A 17,506-nucleotide genomic window follows, 5' to 3' on the forward strand; every position below is an offset into this window, starting at 1 on the left:
AAATAAACTTTAACACTAATATCTTCTAAAATTATCCAGCAGGTAATGTAGCTGAGGTATTGGCTGTCATTTGTTGTATGTCTCTATCGAATAAATAGAGGCCACCCTTGTCATCACCAATTAAATTGATTTTATCCAAAATAGTTCTAGCCATAGCCTCCTCTTCGATTTGTTCAGCCACGTACCACTGTAAGAAGTTATGTGTGGAATAATCTTTCTCCTGCAGGGTAAGATGAACTAATTCATTAATGCTTTCCGATACAAAGATCTCGTGATCGAGTAGCATTTGGAACATGTCTTTAAAACTGTTAAAAGTCACATTGGGAGCTTTTAAAGCTGATATTTTTGCATGTCCACCACGTTCGTTTATAAATTTGACTAGTTTGAGCATATGCTCTCTTTCCTCGTCAGATTGAGCGAACATGAATTGAGCAACACCTTGCAATCCCTTTACTTCCGCCCAACAAGCCATAGCTAAATAGATTTGTGATGATTCAGCTTCTACCGTAATCTGCTTGTTTAATAATTCTTCAACCTTCTTTACTATCATAATATCTGCTTTTAAAGCTAAAGTTATAAAATTATCCTTTGGAACTGAAGTAATTTAGTGTGGTAGTTTTAATTTAAAAACAGTCTAATTATAGCTTAGCGTTTCTAGAAGTTCATAGAGAGTTGTATGCGGCTACGAGTCAAATCCACCTCAAGTACTTTCACCTTTACATGTTGCTGTACACTAACGATTTCATTGACATCAGATACATAAGTATCACTGAGGTTTGAGATGTGTACTAATCCACTTTCTTTGATACCGATATCTACAAAGCATCCAAAATTGGTCACATTATTAATGATCCCCGGAAGGATCTGACCAGCTTTTAAATCTTTGATGGATTTAATATTGGGATCAAATTCAAAAATACGGGCTTTGGCTCTTGGATCAAGACCTGGTTTTTTTAATTCCTCTATAATATCCTTTAAGGTAAGCATTCCAACTTTGTCGCTGGTATAACGCTCTAATGGGATTTGATCAATTTTCTGTGGTTCCCCTATAAGTTGGTCTAACCCAGTACCCAAATCTTTAGCCATTTGCGCTACAAGAGTATACCGCTCAGGGTGTACTGCAGAATCATCCAATGGATTAATTGGGTTTTTAATCCTAAGGAAACCTGCGCTTTGCTCAAAAGCTTTATCGCCCAGTCGGGCTACATGTAAAAGCTCTTTTCTAGAAGTGAAAGCACCGTTTTGTTCTCTGTAATCTATGATGTTCTCGGCTAACTTTTCTCCGATTCCTGAGACATAACGCAATAGGGATTTACTGGCAGTATTCAGGTTGATTCCGACTTTATTGACACAACTCTCAACTACGCGATCTAAACGCTGTTGTAGTTTAAGCTGATCTACATCGTGTTGGTATTGGCCCACACCTATGGATTTGGCATCAATTTTTACTAACTCAGCAAGGGGGTCTGATAATCTTCTACCAATGGAAACCGCACCTCTTACAGTAACATCATAGTTTGGGAACTCTGCTCTTGCGATCTTAGAAGCTGAATATATGGATGCACCTGCTTCACTGACAACAAAAACCTGAACTGGCTTTTCAAAAGCGATGCGTTTTATGAGTTGTTCTGTTTCTCTAGAAGCTGTTCCGTTACCTATGGCTATGGCTTCTATTTTATAGGCATTAATAAGGGTAATTATCTTTTTAATGGCCTGAGAAGCTTCCTTTCTAGGGGGGTGAGGGTAGATAGTCTCATTGTGTAAAAGAATTCCTTTTTGATCTAAACAAACCAATTTACAGCCGCTTTTAAAACCAGGATCCAAGGCCAATATTCGTTTTTCTCCTAATGGTGGACTCAACAGTAGTTGGGTTAAATTCTTTTCAAAAACAACAATAGCGGTGTCATCTGCCTTTTCCTTTGCTGTGGACAAAGACTCTTTGGAGAGCGCTGGATATAGGAGGCGTTTATAGGCATCTAGGGCTGCTAGCTCTATCTGCTGGGTACAGTGATTTCTGCCCTTGATAAGTCTATTGTTTATGGTGTCTAGTGCGCTTTGGTCGTCGATCTCAATTTTAATTTTTATAAACCCCAAGGATTCTGCCCTTAAAATCGCCAATAAGCGATGGGAAGGGCATTTCGCGAGAGGTTCACTCCAATTAAAATAGTCACTGTGCTTTTGAGCAGCCTCTGGATTGTCAACAGTCTCTACCTTTTTGGTTTGTAGAACGGCTTGGCGATCGAACTGTCTTCGAAGCTGATTTCTAATGTCAATACGTTCTCTGATCCATTGCGCAATGATTTGACGTGCTCCCTCAAGAGCAGTTTCCTTAGAGTCAACTTGCTTAGAAATGTATTGGGCCGCAATGGAGTCTAGGTCAGTTGCATTTTGAGCCATAATGATTTTTGCCAGGGGCTCCAATCCATTTTCTCGTGCCGTATCCGCCTTTGTTTTTCTGCTTTTTTTATAGGGAAGATACAAGTCTTCCAATACAGCCATTTCTTCACAATTATCAATCTGTTGTTTGAGTTGGTCGGTTAGCTGTTGTTGTTCTGCTATGGCTTTTAAGATGCTTAATTTTCGAGCCTCTAGGGTTTCAAACTCCTTTTTTAAATTGGAAATAGAACCAACCTGAACTTCATCTAAATTACCTGTCATTTCCTTGCGATACCTTGAAATAAAAGGTATACTGCAGTCTTGATCCAGGAGGTTAATGGTGTTTTGAATCCCCTTGTTGGCAATGGACGTTCGCGAACTAATATAATCGAGCATGGAAAGCATAAGCAGTCTTGGTTTATGAAAACCCTCTTGTTTTATTATAGTAAATACGGAGCCTTAGCTAATAGCAGTTCCGTTATTTACCATGTCTTCATCTGGGTTTATAAATACAATTTTACCTTTGGAATTCTGAGCCATAAGGATCATTCCTTCACTAAAAACACCTCTTAATTTTCTAGGAGCCAAATTAACCAATACAGTGACTTGTTTACCTACAATATCTTCAGGCTTAAAGTCCTTAGCAATTCCGGATACAATTGTTCTTACGTCAATTCCGGTATCTACCTTAAGAATAAGTAGCTTGTCTGCCTTAGGCATTTTTTCTGCTTCCAAAATGGTTCCAGTTCGGATATCTAATTTGGCAAAATCATCAAACTCAATTAGTGGTTTTTGAGGTTCTACTGCTTTGGCCGCATGACTTTCTTCAGCATTCAACTTCTTAGTAGCCTCCAGTTTATCTAATTGTTTTTGGATTTGTTCGTCTTCAATTTTAGCAAACAATAAGGTTGAGGCACCAATGGTATGCCCTGCAGTAATTAACTCAGATTCTTTTTTTATAGACTCCCAATTTGGTTGTGTCTTTAGAGTGTCGAAGGCTATAATGTCTCTAAGTTTATTAGAAGTGAAAGGTAAGAATGGTTCGCTTAAAACAGCAAGAGCCGCCGCGATCTGTAGCGATACATACATAATACTTTTTACGCGTGACTCATCTTGTTTGATAACTTTCCATGGTTCTTCGTCTGCTAAATATTTGTTTCCTAAGCGGGCGACATTCATCAGTTCGGCAGCTGCCTCTCTAAAGCGATATTTTTCAATCAAACCTGATATGATTCCTGGGTAAGATTTCAAATCTTCCAAGGTTTGTTTATCGTGATCGGTTAATTGATCAGCCGCTGGAACTACACCATTATAGTATTTATGGGTAAGTACAGTAACTCTGTTTATAAAGTTACCGAAAATTGCCACGAGCTCATTGTTGTTCTTAGCCTGAAAATCTTTCCAGGTAAAATCATTGTCTTTTGTTTGAGGAGCGTTGGCTGTAAGGGTATAACGTAATACATCTTGTTGGTCCGGAAATTCTTCCAAATACTCATGAAGCCAAACTGCCCAGTTTTTAGAGGTGGAAAGTTTTTGACCTTCGAGGTTTAGAAACTCATTAGCAGGTACATTTTCCGGAAGTATATAATCACCATGTGCCTGAAGCATTGATGGGAATATGATGCAGTGGAATACAATATTATCCTTTCCGATAAAATGAACTAACCTTGAATCCTTCCAGTAAGGCTCCCAATCTTTTCCTTCACGCTCTGCCCATTCTTTGGTGGACGAGATATACCCTATCGGAGCATCAAACCACACGTAAAGAACTTTTCCTTCAGCACCCGGAACCGGAACAGGAATACCCCAGTCTAAATCTCTGGTTACAGCTCTAGGTTTTAAGCCTTCATCAATCCAGCTTTTTACCTGTCCGTAAACATTGGGTTTCCAATCATCTCTATGGCCTTTTATAACCCACTCACGTAAAAACTCTTCGTAACGGTCAAGGGGTAAAAACCAATGCTTGGTTTGTTTTAAAACAGGTTTGCTGCCAGTGATTGTTGATTTAGGATTGATCAAATCAGTGGCGTTTAATGAACTTCCACAGTTTTCACATTGATCACCATAGGCTGCCTCATATTGGCATCTAGGACAAGTTCCTGTGACAAAGCGATCTGCTAGAAATTGTTCTGCCTCTTGATCGTACAGCTGTTCGGTGACTTCTTCTATAAATTTGCCTTCCTCATAGAGTTTTTTGAAAAACTCAGAGGCGGTTTTATGGTGTACAGGTTTGGAAGTTCTTGAGTAATTGTCAAATGAAATCCCGAACTCTTTAAAAGAATCCTTTATAATATGGTGATACTTATCAATAATTTGTTGAGGACTCACACCTTCTTTTTTAGCCTTCATAGGAATAGCTACTCCGTGTTCATCACTACCTCCAATAAAGGCTACATCTTTTCCTTGCAATCGCAAGTAACGGGCAAAAATATCAGCAGGTACATAAACTCCCGCAAGGTGTCCGATATGGATAGGGCCGTTAGTATAGGGTAGGGCTGCGGTAATGGTAAACCGATTTTTATTTTTAGCAACGTCGTTGTACTTCATTGAATTGTTAAATTTTAAGGACACAAAAGTAATGATTTTCTGTGGAGAAAATGATAATGAGAGAGGCTTTGATAGTGAAACTTAACAATCTATTTGTAGATGCTCTATAGTACGATTCTTGGCTTGTTAAAATTAAACACACATTGTTATATTTAAAACATTTAGTTTTATTTTTTGTTTTTAACGAAAACTTAACTTATTTTTACACCATAAAAGGACCAAACCACATTAACAATGAAAACAATTTCATCCGTAGTTGAGAACTACATCAAATCAAAACCCTTTCTCCAGACGGCATTGGCGCAAGGAATCATCAACCTCACCTCCCTGTCCAGGACTATTAAACCGGACATCGAAGAGCAATTAGGAAAGGATGTACGTAATGGTGCCATCGTTATGGCGTTAAAGCGACTTTCAGCAGAACTAGAATTTAGAGCAACTCACCGTATTTTAAAAGTACTTAAAAATGTTGGTGAAATTACCGTTCGCTCATCACTTACTGACTATACCTTTTTAATCTCGGATACCATCCTTAACAAGCAAGCAAAATTGTTACAGGAGATCAATGAGAATAAAGATGTGTTTTACACCTCTTCTAGAGGAGTCAATGAGACCAATATTGTGGTAAGTAATTCAATGAATTCTATAGTAGAAGAGATATTCAAAGATGAAAAGCGCACCCAAAAGATCGATAAACTATCTTCTATCAGTGTGAAATTGCCAGAGGAAAATGTTGTGATTCCCGGAATCTATTACTTTATTTTCCAACGTTTGGCCTGGGAAGGTATCATCCTTCATGAGGTAATCTCCACCACCAATGAATTTACCATCATTGTAGGTGAAGACCAAATTGATGTTGCCTTTAAAGTGATCAAAGATTTAAAAAGCCTATAAGCAATTTATTGCTTCAATGTTTCTAGCAGCTCCTCTAAGGACTCTGGTTTGGCACGAATAATTTTGTCTTTGTCTAGTACTAAATAGGTAGGAGTAGAGTTGATGTTATAAGCATCAGCAGTTTTATTATCCCACTTACCTTCCCCATACACATGGGTGAAATTGGGGTAATCTTCTATGGTTGCTTTCCAAGGGTAGAGCTGGTCCTCTAGGCCAAAGGCAATAACCTGGAGTTTTTTCGACTCTATTGACTTTACGAATTCTTGAATTTGTGGAATTTCTTTCAAGCAATGTGAACAAGTACTGCTCCAAAAAATAAGTAGATAGCGATCTGATCCACTAAGATCGGAGAGCTTACGCCCCTGGGATATTTGGAAATCTGGTGCCAAACTTCCCAAAGCGGTCCTTTGAAATTGTTGAATCTCTGTAATCAATGTAAAGTCCCCTAATTGCTTAGCTACGGGGATCACATAAGTATCTGCGATATAATTGGAAAGTGTGTTGTCCTGATCCATTGAATAGTTAACCCAAAGTCTTGTCGCTACTTCTTTTCTAAGATATAAATCATCACCGATTTGCCTCATTACCTCATCAATGTTTTGAAAGTGGGTATTGATATCCTGCCCTTGGCTAAATCTTAGAACATATAGTATGGAAAGATTGACCAGGCGTAATGAGTTCTTTAGAGCGGGGTCGTTATAATTAATGGCATCAAAGTAATGCGCTTTTTCCAAGGCCAAATACTCGGCGGGACCTATCTGGCTTTTAGGACGCGAAGATCGACCTGTCTTGATAAAGCTATTGGCCATAAGTCCCAGACTGCGAACTTCAAAATGATGTTGAATTTCATCGATGGCATCAAATACAGCATCGTAGTCTTTCTTTGAAACACCCTTGTGAAACACAGCAGTGAGTAATTCATTTGTCATCTGAGTTTTATTTAAATAATCGAGATAGACGATATTTTCTTCACTTTGGGAATAACTGACTCCATCCTCCTGAGAATACTGGAAAACGATATCCTCTTCTCCATTATAGATAAAGTTAAAATGATAATCAGTTCTTGGAATGCCAAAATTAAGCTGATACATGCCTGGTGTTAATTCTTCAGATAGCGGGATACTTACCTCTGAATTCTCATCCAAACGCTTATGTGAAATGTAGTTTAAATAGTTTGGAGACTTTGAGTTTATCTGATATAAATAGACCGTTGTAAAGGTGTTTTTAGGAAAAAATGTCCCGGAAATTTTATGTTGGGCACTGCAAAATAAAGGGAGTAGCAGCAGAAATATTAGTATATTTTTCATCGAAAAGTATCTTATTGGACAAATGGTTTGATGGCGTTGTATGCCTTGTCTATTGATTTTATGTTTTCAAAACTAATGATTAATCTCAGACCATTGCGGGTTTGTTTTTCTTTTAACTTACAATGAGTCGGATGATTTTGCACAAATTGGAGCACCGTTCTAAAGCGGTTACTCTGATAATAACTGCTTTGTTGGTCTGCAACAAAATAACCCACCATTTTACCTTGTTTAAGCAAAAGTCGTTCCAGTCCCATCTGTGTAGCGATCCATTTAATTCGAACGCTATTTAAGAGGTCCTGAGCCTGTTCCGGCAATTGACCGAAACGATCAATAAGCCGGTCCATATAGGTTTGTAATTCTTTTTCTGTCTGAATGTTGCTGAGCTCATTATACAGCTTTAGACGCTCTGTGACTGTGTTGATATAATCATCAGGGAATAGCAATTCAAAATCGGTATCAAGCTGCGTTTCTTTAACATATACCTTGGTGCTTTCTTCCTGTGGATATAATTCTGCAAATTCATTTTCTTTGAGTTCTTCGATGGCTTCGTTCATGATTTTTTGATAGGTATCAAATCCTATTTCATTGATGAAACCACTTTGCTCTCCACCTAAAATATCTCCAGCCCCCCGAATTTCTAAATCCTTCATGGCTATATGGAATCCACTTCCGAGTTCGGTAAATTGTTCCAGAGCTTGAATTCGTTTTCTGGCATCATCGGTCATTGCCGAGTATGGAGGAGTTATAAAATAACAGAAGGCCTTTTTATTACTTCTACCTACACGTCCTCGCATTTGGTGTAGGTCAGATAATCCAAAATTATTGGCGTTATTGATAAAGATGGTGTTAGCGTTTGGTACATCCAATCCTGACTCAATAATTGAAGTAGCTACCAGTACATCAAAAGCACCGTTCATAAAACGCAGCATCAGGTCTTCCAGTTTTTTACCTTCCATTTGTCCATGGCCAATTCCAATTCTGGCATCGGGAACCAGGCGTTGAATCATGCCCGCCACCTCTTTGATGTTTTCAATTCGGTTGTGGATAAAGTAGACCTGTCCTCCTCTTTGAATCTCGTAAGAAATCGCATCACGAATAATCTCTTCGTTTATTTGGATTACATTACTATCAATGGGGTATCTGTTTGGTGGAGGCGTAGTGATGACCGATAGATCACGTGCGGCCATAAGGCTAAACTGCAGTGTTCTTGGAATTGGTGTAGCGGTGAGAGTAAGTACCTCTACATTTTCTTTAATAGTTTTTAGCTTGTCTTTAACCGAAACTCCAAATTTCTGTTCTTCATCAACGATAAGCAATCCCAGATCTTTGAATTTCACATTCTTATTGACCAATTGGTGAGTGCCAATAATGATGTCAACTTTACCGGCCGCTAGATTTTCAAGGGTTTCTTTCTTTTCTTTTGTGGTTCTGAAACGGTTGAGGTAATCAACGGTGACTGGCATATTTTGAAGTCGTTCACTGAATGTTTTGTGATGTTGAAAGGCAAGAATAGTCGTAGGTACGAGTACTGCAACCTGTTTGCCATTATCTACAGCCTTAAATGCTGCCCGGATGGCGACTTCGGTTTTTCCAAATCCAACATCTCCACAGACCAATCTATCCATAGGTTGTTCCCTTTCCATATCGGCTTTTACTTCTTCAGTAGCCTTACTTTGATCTGGAGTGTCCTCATAGATAAAGGAGGCTTCTAGTTCGTTCTGAAGGTAACTATCAGGGCCGTATTGAAATCCTTTTTCTGTTTTCCTTTTCGCATAGAGGTTGATGAGGTTAAACGCAATTTCTTTTACCCTTGCCTTGGTTTTCTTTTTGAGATTTTTCCAGGCATTGGACCCTAGTTTATATATTTTCGGAGTTTTTCCGTCCTTTCCGTTGTATTTGGTGATTTTATGTAGGGAGTGAATGCTGACATATAAAATATCGCGTTCTCCATAAATAAGCTTGATTGCCTCTTGCATTTTTCCCTCCACCTGAATTTTTTGCAAGCCTCCAAAACGACCTATACCATGATCGATATGAGTGACATAGTCACCCACTTCAAGATTGGTTAGTTCTTTAAGGGTGATGGCTTGTTTTTTAGCATAGCCGTTCTTGAGGTAAAATTTATGGTAACGTTCAAATATTTGGTGGTCCGTATAACAGGCAATTTTGAGATCGTGATCAATAAAGCCTTGGAATAGGGTGCAAACTATGGTTTGGTAGTGTACCTCTTTACCGATGTCCTCAAAGATATCCTTAAATCGTTTGGCCTGTTGCTCACTCGAACAGTAGATGTAATTGGTATATCCCTTTTGATGGTTGTCATTGAGGTTCTCAATTAACAATTCAAATTGTTTGTTGAATGAGGGCTGTGGTGCAGTGTTAAAGTGCACTCGCTCATGTTGCTCCTTCCAGCCCTGTAATTCTACGGTGGTATATTTTTCTAAGCCCTTTGCTATTGCGGATGCGTCGCAGAACAATTCTTCCGGGGGCGCGTGTTTGATGTCTTTTGATAGTTCACCAAAGGCGACAATAGCCTTCTGAAATAAATCCTGTATTCTATTTTGTAGGTGCTCAATATTGTTGACAAATATTGTGGTATTTGGTTGTATGTAATTAAAGAAGCTCTGCCGATCTTCTTCTAAAAATTTGTTTTCTACATTGGGAATGACAGTCACTTTTTTTAGGCGCTCTGTAGAAAGCTGTGTCTCCACATCAAAACTTCGAATTCCATCTACTTCATCTCCAAAAAATTCAAAACGATAGGGCTCGTTGTTTGAGAAGGAAAACACATCTACGATACCTCCTCGTACTGAAAACTCTCCTGGTTCCGTAACAAAATCAACCCTTTTGAATTTGTATTCAAATAATGTCTCATTCAAGAAATCAATGGAGATCTTATCATTCAGATTGATCTTTAGGGTACTGCGTTCTAATTCTTTTTTGGTGACCACCTTTTCAAATAAGGCATCGGGGTAACTGACAATTAGCGCAGGCTTCTTTCTTGAGTTGATTCGATTGAGAACTTCAGCGCGCATCAAGATGTTGGCGTTATCTGTTTGTTCTATCTGATAGGGCCTTCGATAGCTACCTGGGTAGAAGAGTACATTTTTATCGCCTAGCATTAACTCGAGGTCATTGAGGTGATAGGCTGCATCCTCCTTATCTTTAAAAATCACCAAAAAGGGCTGTTCAGTACCCTTGAATACATTGGCAATAACGCTCGATAATGAGGACCCAACGAGTCCGCTAAGTTGTATTTTTTGTTGAGGCTGGGGTATAAGTTTCCCTAATTTCTGAAGTTGCAGAGATTCTTGATATAAAGATAAAAGCTGTCTTATACCTGATTGTTTGGTAGCAGTATCCACTAAAAATAAATTTTTGCAAAGATAGTAGATAAGATCTTCTCTTGAAAATTAACGCTTTGAAGAATTTTAAGGTTCTGAAAACCTTCTTGAACACAAAAAAACCTCGTGTAAAAGACAGCGAGGTTTCCATTATTTTAAGCATATAGCATTATAGTTGCTACCTAGCTTCTGATTTTTTGTTCCCATTTCCAAGCTGAAGCCATGGCTTGCTCTAGGGTTGATTGTGCTTTCCAGCCTAAGGTGTTGTTTGCCTTTGTAGTGTCAGCATATGCTGCAACGACATCACCTGCTCTTCGGTCTACAACTTTGTAATTCAATGGTTGCTCTGCCACTTTTTCAAAGCTCGCAATAACCTCTAAAACGGTGCTTCCAGTTCCTGTACCTACATTAAATACCTCGTAATTGCTTTGGTTTTTGTTTCCAATTAAACGCTCTAATGCGATCACGTGTGCTTTTGCTAAATCCACTACATGGATATAGTCTCTGATGCAAGTTCCATCTTTCGTTTGGTAATCGTTACCAAATACAGAAAGTTGCTCACGAATACCGGCACCTGTTTGGGTGATAAAGGGTACAAGATTTTGTGGAACACCAATAGGGAGTTCTCCAATGTTTGCACTTTGATGTGCACCGATTGGATTGAAATACCGAAGCGAAATCGCTCTGATATTCTGATATACTTTACAGCTGTCCTGAATGATCTCTTCTCCAATCTGTTTAGTATTACCATAAGGAGATTCTGCTTTTTTAACCGGAGCATCTTCTGTAATAGGTAAGGAGTCCGCTTGGCCGTATACCGTACAAGACGAGCTAAAAATGAATGAAACATCCTTCTTAGCCGAAAGCTCTTGTAAAAGATAGATTAAAGTGCTCAAGTTGTTTTCGTAATAAAGCAAAGGCTTTTCTACGCTCTCACCAACCGCTTTAGAGGCTGCAAAGTGAATAACCCCTTCGATATCTGTATGTCTTTTAAAGAAATCTGATACGTTAGACTTGTCTCTTAAATCTAGATTTTCAAAAATTGGTGTCTTCCCGGTAATGGCTTTAATGCCATCAAGTACTTCGACAGAAGAATTGGAGAGGTTGTCAATGATGATGACCTCAAATCCTTTGTTTTGAAGTTCTACTACGGTGTGAGATCCAATAAACCCTAGACCCCCGGTCACTAAAATGCTCATTAGTTTTGGTGTTTTGTATTAGTTTATAAATGAATTTATTTGGGCTGTGATGAAATCGATTTGCTCGTCATCCAGCTCGGTGTGCATTGGAAGAGAAATGACCTCTTTGACCAATGTATTGGTCACCTCAAAATCTTTTTCTTGATACCTTGAATCGGTATATGCTTTTTGTAGGTGTAAAGGTATTGGGTAATAAACTCCACAAGGAATTCCATTTTCGTTGAGGTGATTGACCAATTCATCACGACGACCATTGATGATTCTCAGGGTGTATTGATGAAAAACATGTTGATTGTTAGCCTCAGTGAGCTCGCTTCGGTCTGCTAAAACCGGAGTTATAATATTTGGGTTGTCTTTTAATGCCACATTGTACTTGATGGCTGCATGACGTCTCTTTGTATTATAGGTATCCAATAGTGGTAATTTGGCTCGCAATACCGCTGCCTGAATGGAGTCAAGACGAGAGTTAACACCTACTACATCATGGTGATAACGTTCGTACATTCCGTGGTTTACGATTCCTCGTATGAAATGAGCTAAGTTGTCATCGTTGGTAAAGATTGCACCGCCGTCTCCGTAGCAACCTAAATTTTTTGATGGGAAAAAGGAGGTCGCAGCAACATGTCCTATGGTTCCTGATTTTTTCTTTTCGCCATTGCTAAAGGTGTAGTCAGCACCGATGCCTTGCGCATTATCTTCAATGACATATAAGTTGTGCTCCTTGGCAATTTCCATAATGGCTTCCATATTGGCACATTGACCAAATAGATGCACAGGGACTATAGCTTTGGTTTTTGGAGTAATTGCATTTTTTACGGCCGCTATGTCGATGTTAAAAGTATCCGCTTCAACATCTACTAGAACAGGGGTGAGTTGTAGTAGTCCAATAACTTCTACTGTGGCAGCAAAGGTAAAATCTGTAGTAATGACTTCGTCGCCAGGTTTTAGCTCCAGACCCATCATAGCAATTTGTAGCGCATCCGTACCGTTAGCACATGGAATTACGTGCTTTACACCGAGATAGGTTTCTAATTCTTTTTGAAAGTTTTGAACCTGTGGGCCGTTAATAAAGGCTGCTGATTCTAAAACTTCTGTTAGGGAATTATTGACTTGATCTTTTATAGTTTGGTATTGACTTTGTAAGTCAACCATCTGTATTTTCCTCATTTGGATTCTTCTTAAATAACGGTCGTAAAATTACAAAATAAAGTTTCCTCACCCAATGTATTAACAGAAAGTAACGTATTTTAGCGACAAAAGGGAGAAAGTGTATTTTTTATATAATATCGCGGTACATATCATCATACTAGTGCTCTCTGTAGTGGCATTGTTTAATGATAAAATAAAACTTTTTGTCCAGGGTAGAAAAGGTACCTTTAATTACTTAAAGGCGCAGTTATCCAAGGATGATCGTGTGATTTGGTTTCATACGGCCTCTTTGGGTGAATTTGAACAAGGTCTTCCCATTATAGAACAATGTAAGAAGGAGTATCCTGAACATAAGATACTGGTTAGTTTTTTTTCTCCCTCTGGTTATGAGGTTAAAAAAAACACACAGGCAGCGGATTTAGTGTGTTATCTTCCTATGGATACCCAATCCAATATGAAAAGATTTTTGGAGTTGGTTCATCCTGAGCTAGCCATTTTTGTCAAGTATGAGTTTTGGCCCAATACCCTAAATCTTTTGGAAAAGCATAATATTCCCACCTTATTGGTATCAGGTATTTTTAGAGATCAGCAGTTATTCTTTAAAGGATATGGTGCTTTTATGAGAAAATCCCTCAAGGCTTTTACACATTTCTTTGTGCAGAATGAAGCATCAAAATCATTACTGAATGGCATCGGTTTTGAGAATGTCACCATTAGTGGCGACACGCGATATGATCGTGTAGTGGAGATTTTGGATAGAGATAATAGGCTGGACTTTATGGAGCGATTCACAAAGGGATCCTATTGTTTGGTTGCGGGCAGTACCTGGCCAGAGGACGAAGTCTTACTGGTAGACTATATTAACACCAGTTCTAGGAAAGACTTGAAAGTAGTTATAGCGCCACATAAAATTCAAAGAGAACCACTCGAAAAACTTAAAAATGCAATTCAGAAAAAAGTGGTTTTTTACTCTGATCTTAAGTTGGAGACCATAGCGGATGCTGAGGTTTTAATTGTGGATACTATTGGTTTATTGACCAGAATCTACAGCTATGCTGATCTAGCCTATGTAGGTGGAGGCATGGGCTCTACTGGCTTGCACAACACCCTGGAACCTGCGGTTTTTGGTGTTCCGGTATTGATCGGAAAGCACTTTAAAGACTTTATAGAAGCGGAAAAACTCGTCGAATTGGGCGGGATTGAGCCGATTTACAGAGAAGGGGATTTTACCAAAAAACTAAATTATATCCTTGATAATAAAGCCGTTATGGATGAAAAAGGCGAGATTAATAAAAATTATATAGAAAAAAAGACGGGTGCAAAAATCCAAATAGGCAATTATATTCGTAAATTACTTAAAGTTTCTTTGTCAAATAGATAAAATAATTTGCTGAAGAAACAAGTTCGAGAATGTAACTCAGGTTACGATATTTTCGAGACACAAAATTAAATAATAATAAACAAACAACTATTATGAAAAAAGTAATTTTAGGTTTAGCCATTGTATTAGGACTTACCGTAGTTTCTTGTAAAGAAACAACTAAAGAGAAAACTCAAGATGCAGTAGAAAGTGCTGCTGATGATGTAAAAGACGCTGCTGGAGAAGTTGGTGACGCATTAGATGACACTGCAACTGAAGCAGGTGAGGTAATTGACGCTGCTGCTAATGATGCTGGAGAGGCTCTTGATAAAGCTGCAGATGATACTAAAGAAGCTTTAAAAGTTGACTAATTAGATTTAGTTTGCTTTTTATAAGTTAGGCTGCCTATTTAAAATAGGTGGCTTTTTTTTTGGTTTTTTTTCATCGCCCAAGCTGGATTGCAACCGTGGAAATTACTTATTGAATGCCTATGGTGCCTCTAAAATGATCATTGTCAGCGAAGCAGTACAAAGTAGTAATACCGTTGTTCTTAATGGTGTTTTTCGAAATGAATTTACCATAATACAAAAATGCATTTTGTCGATAAAACTGCGTGTTTAACCCTTTGTGCGCCATTTCACTCTTTTATTTAGCAAAAAACAATTTTTTATATAATATATTTGATGTTTTCTATATTTTATACCTTGATGTATAGGCTAAATATCAACTTTCGCGTGATGATTATTGATCAATTTGCCCTATGTACAAGCAGTAATTAATTCATTTGAACACATGGTCGCCTCTTTTATTATTGCCTACTGAGCTATGATATCAAAAAGATTGTTTGTGATTATCTCATTTTAAAGATTAGAGAATTAATGGCATATGATTACCACCAACCTAAGACAGTGCATACTATGAAATGCCTTGCTCTATTATTGGGCTTTGTATTCTTCCAAGTCCAACTAAGTTATTCGCAATCAGTAGATTTGCAACAAAAAGATTTTGATAGCATATTTTATGCTACCTATTTAAATATTGCGGCTACAAATCCTGATCGTGCCCTAGAAGTCGCTGATTCACTATATCGAACTTCGACGACTGATATCCAGAAAATCCGTTCCCTAATGCTTATTTCTGACATGCATTACAGGAAATCAAATAGGGATTCAACCGTATACTACGCCTTAAAGGCAGATAAGATAGCTTCCAAGGCTGGTATAACCATGTGGCGAGCAAGAATATATGGGGTACTCTCTACACAATATCGTAAAAGCGGACTAATTAAACAAGGATATGAATACCTAGAAAAAGCACTAGAGTTTAGTGAAATGATAGAGCAACAAACTGTGTCTACACAGCTTCAAGGACAGATCTACCAAGAGAAAGGGTACTATGCACAGGAAGAAAATGACATTGAAAACGCCATTCGATTCTTTAGAGCTTCAGATACAATCCTACTGAATTTACCGGATTCTCCACACAAGGCTACCTTTAGGGCACAGAGCAATGAACGAATAGGGGCTAACTATCTTAAACTACAAATGCTAGATTCTGCAAAGCTTCATTATATTACCGCCTTGGAACTTGAAAATATAGCTTCTGAAGAAGAAACTGTGATGAAAGGTTTTATTTATAAAGGCCTAGGAGAAATAGCTATTTCAAACAACAACGAAAAGGATGCCTTTGAATTCTTGTCCAAAGCAAAGGAGATTGCAGAGTCTTCAAATTTTCTTGAGCTAAGGACTGCCGTGTATTTTGCCATGATGGAGTTCTATAAATTTATTGGAGATATTGAGAATTATACATTTTACAATGAGAAGTACCTTGATATTATCAATATAAAGTCAAAGAAGGATAGGGAATATGCCAATAAGGTAGTTGCCAAAGCTGATAAGAAGTTGGAGCAAGCCCTTTTCTCACGTAATGCTGTTAGCGTAATACTAGTAGTTTTAGTGCTTTTGGTTATTGTTTTGGGTATGTTCTACTTTATGCGCAAACGGAAAAAAGAAAGTGCTACTCAACAGGAGGCTGTTCAAGAAAACAAGGCTACTTCGGAGGATTTATCCTCCAAGGAATACATACCCAAGGAAACGATGGATCGTATCTTGAGGGAATTAGAAGCTTTAGAGCAGCAGGACTTCTTTTTGCAGAGTGATGTTACCCTCTCGGTTTTGGCAAGTAAACTCAACGTTAATAGTAGGTATGTCTCCTATGTGATCAATAACCTCAAAGGTGTAGGATTCAATAGTTATATCAATGAGATTAGGGTGAATCGTAGTATAGCTGACCTTAAGAAGAATCCTGAACTTTGGACCTATAAGATTGCCTATTTGGCCGAGAAATACGGATTTTCTTCTCACAGCAAGTATACTGCGGCCTTTAGAGCTGTTACCGGGATTACGCCATCTTTATATATTACGGGTTTGCAGAGTAGTGCTGTACGAGACTCAATACAAGAACACACACAACGGAGGTCTTAGGCCTATAGTGATACGGCTTCTAAAAGCTGATTGATATTCAATGGAATGTTGTACATCTCAATGGAACCATCCTCGTGAAGTGGCCATTGTTCATATGGTTTATCCCAATATAGAGCGATTACATTTTTATCAGGATCTTCAATGTATATTGTTTCAGACACCCCGTGATCTGAAACTCCTGAGATTGGGTGTTCAAAATCTAATAAGCGTTGTAAAATACAAGCCAAGTCACACCGAGTCGGATAGCGTATGGAGGCCTGAGAAAGCCCTGTATTGTTTGTAAGGGGAGGTTTTCCACCTTTGCTGTACCAAGTGCTAAGGGCAATGTGATGGTGGTAACCACCAGCAGATATGAATACGACCCGAGATCCATGGCGACTTGTTTCCTGAAAACCTAGAAGTCCGCAATAAAACTCTAAAGACCGTTGAATGTCTGCAACTTTTAGGTGTATATGGCCTATATGCGATAATGATGGGATGCTGTAGGTCGCATTCTTTGTGTCCATATGGTTATTCTTTTGCTCAGTAAAGGACATAAACAGATAATTAAAATATTGATCTTTTAAAATATTGATTTGGTGGTAAATGTGTCTTTATATGGATGATTTCTTTTATAGCATCTTACGCTAATACTTCATTCTTACCGAGAATGGTACTAGATTTCCATTTTTAGGCGCATATAATGACTAAAATACAAATAATTTCCAATCCACACTATTGCGCTGACCTTTTTGTCAAACTTTATTCTATGGGGGCTAAACCCGGATTTCACCAAGGATTGACACATTATATATGTGAAGTTTACATTTAATAGGAATTTACGTTAATCGATAGTAGGGGTAGAACA

General features: G+C 38.3%; 13 protein-coding genes. 4 read left to right on the forward strand and 9 right to left on the reverse strand.

Features of this window, described 5'->3' with window-relative positions:
* Window positions 1–31: 31 nt before the first annotated feature.
* From ACN0TV_RS13145 to metG, 3 genes are all read right to left on the reverse strand, one after another.
* Complete coding sequence (locus tag ACN0TV_RS13145) at window positions 32–550, reverse strand: ferritin (RefSeq protein ID WP_417363379.1); 519 nt, start codon at window positions 548–550, stop codon at window positions 32–34.
* A gap of 104 nt (window positions 551–654) precedes the next feature.
* Window positions 655–2,781, reverse strand: coding sequence for a Tex family protein (locus tag ACN0TV_RS13150; RefSeq protein WP_417363380.1), 2,127 nt, complete (start codon window positions 2,779–2,781; stop codon window positions 655–657).
* 54 nt (window positions 2,782–2,835) lie between these two features.
* Window positions 2,836–4,923: a methionine--tRNA ligase gene (gene metG / locus ACN0TV_RS13155; RefSeq protein ID WP_417363381.1), complete on the reverse strand. Its 2,088-nt coding sequence runs from the start codon at window positions 4,921–4,923 to the stop codon at window positions 2,836–2,838.
* Between the two features lie 234 nt (window positions 4,924–5,157).
* On the opposite strand from metG, the gene ACN0TV_RS13160 reads away from it, so the two are divergent.
* Window positions 5,158–5,817 (forward strand): aspartate kinase, encoded by a 660-nt coding sequence (locus ACN0TV_RS13160; protein ID WP_417363382.1) that lies wholly within the window; start codon window positions 5,158–5,160, stop codon window positions 5,815–5,817.
* Between the two features lie 5 nt (window positions 5,818–5,822).
* Here ACN0TV_RS13160 and ACN0TV_RS13165 read toward each other — a convergent pair whose 3' ends face one another.
* The 4 genes from ACN0TV_RS13165 to ACN0TV_RS13180 form a co-directional block, all read right to left on the reverse strand.
* Window positions 5,823–7,124 (reverse strand): peroxiredoxin family protein, encoded by a 1,302-nt coding sequence (locus ACN0TV_RS13165; protein ID WP_417363383.1) that lies wholly within the window; start codon window positions 7,122–7,124, stop codon window positions 5,823–5,825.
* A gap of 11 nt (window positions 7,125–7,135) precedes the next feature.
* Window positions 7,136–10,489 (reverse strand): transcription-repair coupling factor, encoded by a 3,354-nt coding sequence (gene mfd, locus ACN0TV_RS13170; protein WP_417363384.1) that lies wholly within the window; start codon window positions 10,487–10,489, stop codon window positions 7,136–7,138.
* A 161-nt stretch (window positions 10,490–10,650) separates the two neighbouring features.
* On the reverse strand, window positions 10,651–11,667 hold the full coding sequence (galE, locus tag ACN0TV_RS13175) for a UDP-glucose 4-epimerase GalE (protein WP_417363385.1): 1,017 nt from the start codon (window positions 11,665–11,667) through the stop codon (window positions 10,651–10,653).
* 18 nt (window positions 11,668–11,685) lie between these two features.
* A complete protein-coding gene (locus tag ACN0TV_RS13180) occupies window positions 11,686–12,834 on the reverse strand; it encodes a DegT/DnrJ/EryC1/StrS family aminotransferase (RefSeq protein WP_417363386.1) in 1,149 nt (382 codons plus the stop codon).
* Between the two features lie 100 nt (window positions 12,835–12,934).
* On the opposite strand from ACN0TV_RS13180, the gene ACN0TV_RS13185 reads away from it, so the two are divergent.
* Together ACN0TV_RS13185 and ACN0TV_RS13190 are read left to right on the forward strand one after the other, a co-directional pair.
* Window positions 12,935–14,197 carry a 3-deoxy-D-manno-octulosonic acid transferase gene (locus tag ACN0TV_RS13185; RefSeq protein WP_417363387.1) on the forward strand — a complete coding sequence of 421 codons (1,263 nt, stop codon included), beginning with the start codon at window positions 12,935–12,937 and terminating at the stop codon, window positions 14,195–14,197.
* A 92-nt stretch (window positions 14,198–14,289) separates the two neighbouring features.
* Window positions 14,290–14,547, forward strand: coding sequence for a hypothetical protein (locus tag ACN0TV_RS13190; protein ID WP_417363388.1), 258 nt, complete (start codon window positions 14,290–14,292; stop codon window positions 14,545–14,547).
* 106 nt (window positions 14,548–14,653) lie between these two features.
* Here the strand turns inward: ACN0TV_RS13190 and ACN0TV_RS13195 are convergent, their stop codons facing one another.
* Window positions 14,654–14,812, reverse strand: a complete 159-nt coding sequence (locus ACN0TV_RS13195; protein WP_417363389.1) for a hypothetical protein — start codon at window positions 14,810–14,812, stop codon at window positions 14,654–14,656.
* Between the two features lie 242 nt (window positions 14,813–15,054).
* On the opposite strand from ACN0TV_RS13195, the gene ACN0TV_RS13200 reads away from it, so the two are divergent.
* Window positions 15,055–16,659, forward strand: coding sequence for a helix-turn-helix domain-containing protein (locus ACN0TV_RS13200; protein ID WP_417363390.1), 1,605 nt, complete (start codon window positions 15,055–15,057; stop codon window positions 16,657–16,659).
* A gap of 2 nt (window positions 16,660–16,661) precedes the next feature.
* Here ACN0TV_RS13200 and ACN0TV_RS13205 read toward each other — a convergent pair whose 3' ends face one another.
* Window positions 16,662–17,165, reverse strand: a complete 504-nt coding sequence (locus tag ACN0TV_RS13205) for a VOC family protein (RefSeq protein WP_417363391.1) — start codon at window positions 17,163–17,165, stop codon at window positions 16,662–16,664.
* Between the last annotated feature and the right edge of the window lie 341 nt (window positions 17,166–17,506).

It is taken from the genome of Galbibacter sp. (genome assembly GCF_048266365.1).
Lineage (GTDB): Bacteria > Bacteroidota > Bacteroidia > Flavobacteriales > Flavobacteriaceae > Galbibacter.

What these genes read in the sequence shown, in the direction of transcription:
- ACN0TV_RS13145 (WP_417363379.1), bottom strand. Translation starts at nt 550, where the DNA reads ATGATAGTAAAGAAGGTTGAAGAATTATTAAACAAGCAGATTACGGTA.
- ACN0TV_RS13150 (WP_417363380.1), bottom strand. Translation starts at nt 2,781, where the DNA reads ATGCTTTCCATGCTCGATTATATTAGTTCGCGAACGTCCATTGCCAAC.
- metG (WP_417363381.1), bottom strand. Translation starts at nt 4,923, where the DNA reads ATGAAGTACAACGACGTTGCTAAAAATAAAAATCGGTTTACCATTACC.
- ACN0TV_RS13160 (WP_417363382.1), top strand. Translation starts at nt 5,158, where the DNA reads ATGAAAACAATTTCATCCGTAGTTGAGAACTACATCAAATCAAAACCC.
- ACN0TV_RS13165 (WP_417363383.1), bottom strand. Translation starts at nt 7,124, where the DNA reads ATGAAAAATATACTAATATTTCTGCTGCTACTCCCTTTATTTTGCAGT.
- galE (WP_417363385.1), bottom strand. Translation starts at nt 11,667, where the DNA reads ATGAGCATTTTAGTGACCGGGGGTCTAGGGTTTATTGGATCTCACACC.
- ACN0TV_RS13180 (WP_417363386.1), bottom strand. Translation starts at nt 12,834, where the DNA reads ATGAGGAAAATACAGATGGTTGACTTACAAAGTCAATACCAAACTATA.
- ACN0TV_RS13190 (WP_417363388.1), top strand. Translation starts at nt 14,290, where the DNA reads ATGAAAAAAGTAATTTTAGGTTTAGCCATTGTATTAGGACTTACCGTA.
- ACN0TV_RS13195 (WP_417363389.1), bottom strand. Translation starts at nt 14,812, where the DNA reads ATGGCGCACAAAGGGTTAAACACGCAGTTTTATCGACAAAATGCATTT.
- ACN0TV_RS13200 (WP_417363390.1), top strand. Translation starts at nt 15,055, where the DNA reads ATGGCATATGATTACCACCAACCTAAGACAGTGCATACTATGAAATGC.
- ACN0TV_RS13205 (WP_417363391.1), bottom strand. Translation starts at nt 17,165, where the DNA reads ATGGACACAAAGAATGCGACCTACAGCATCCCATCATTATCGCATATA.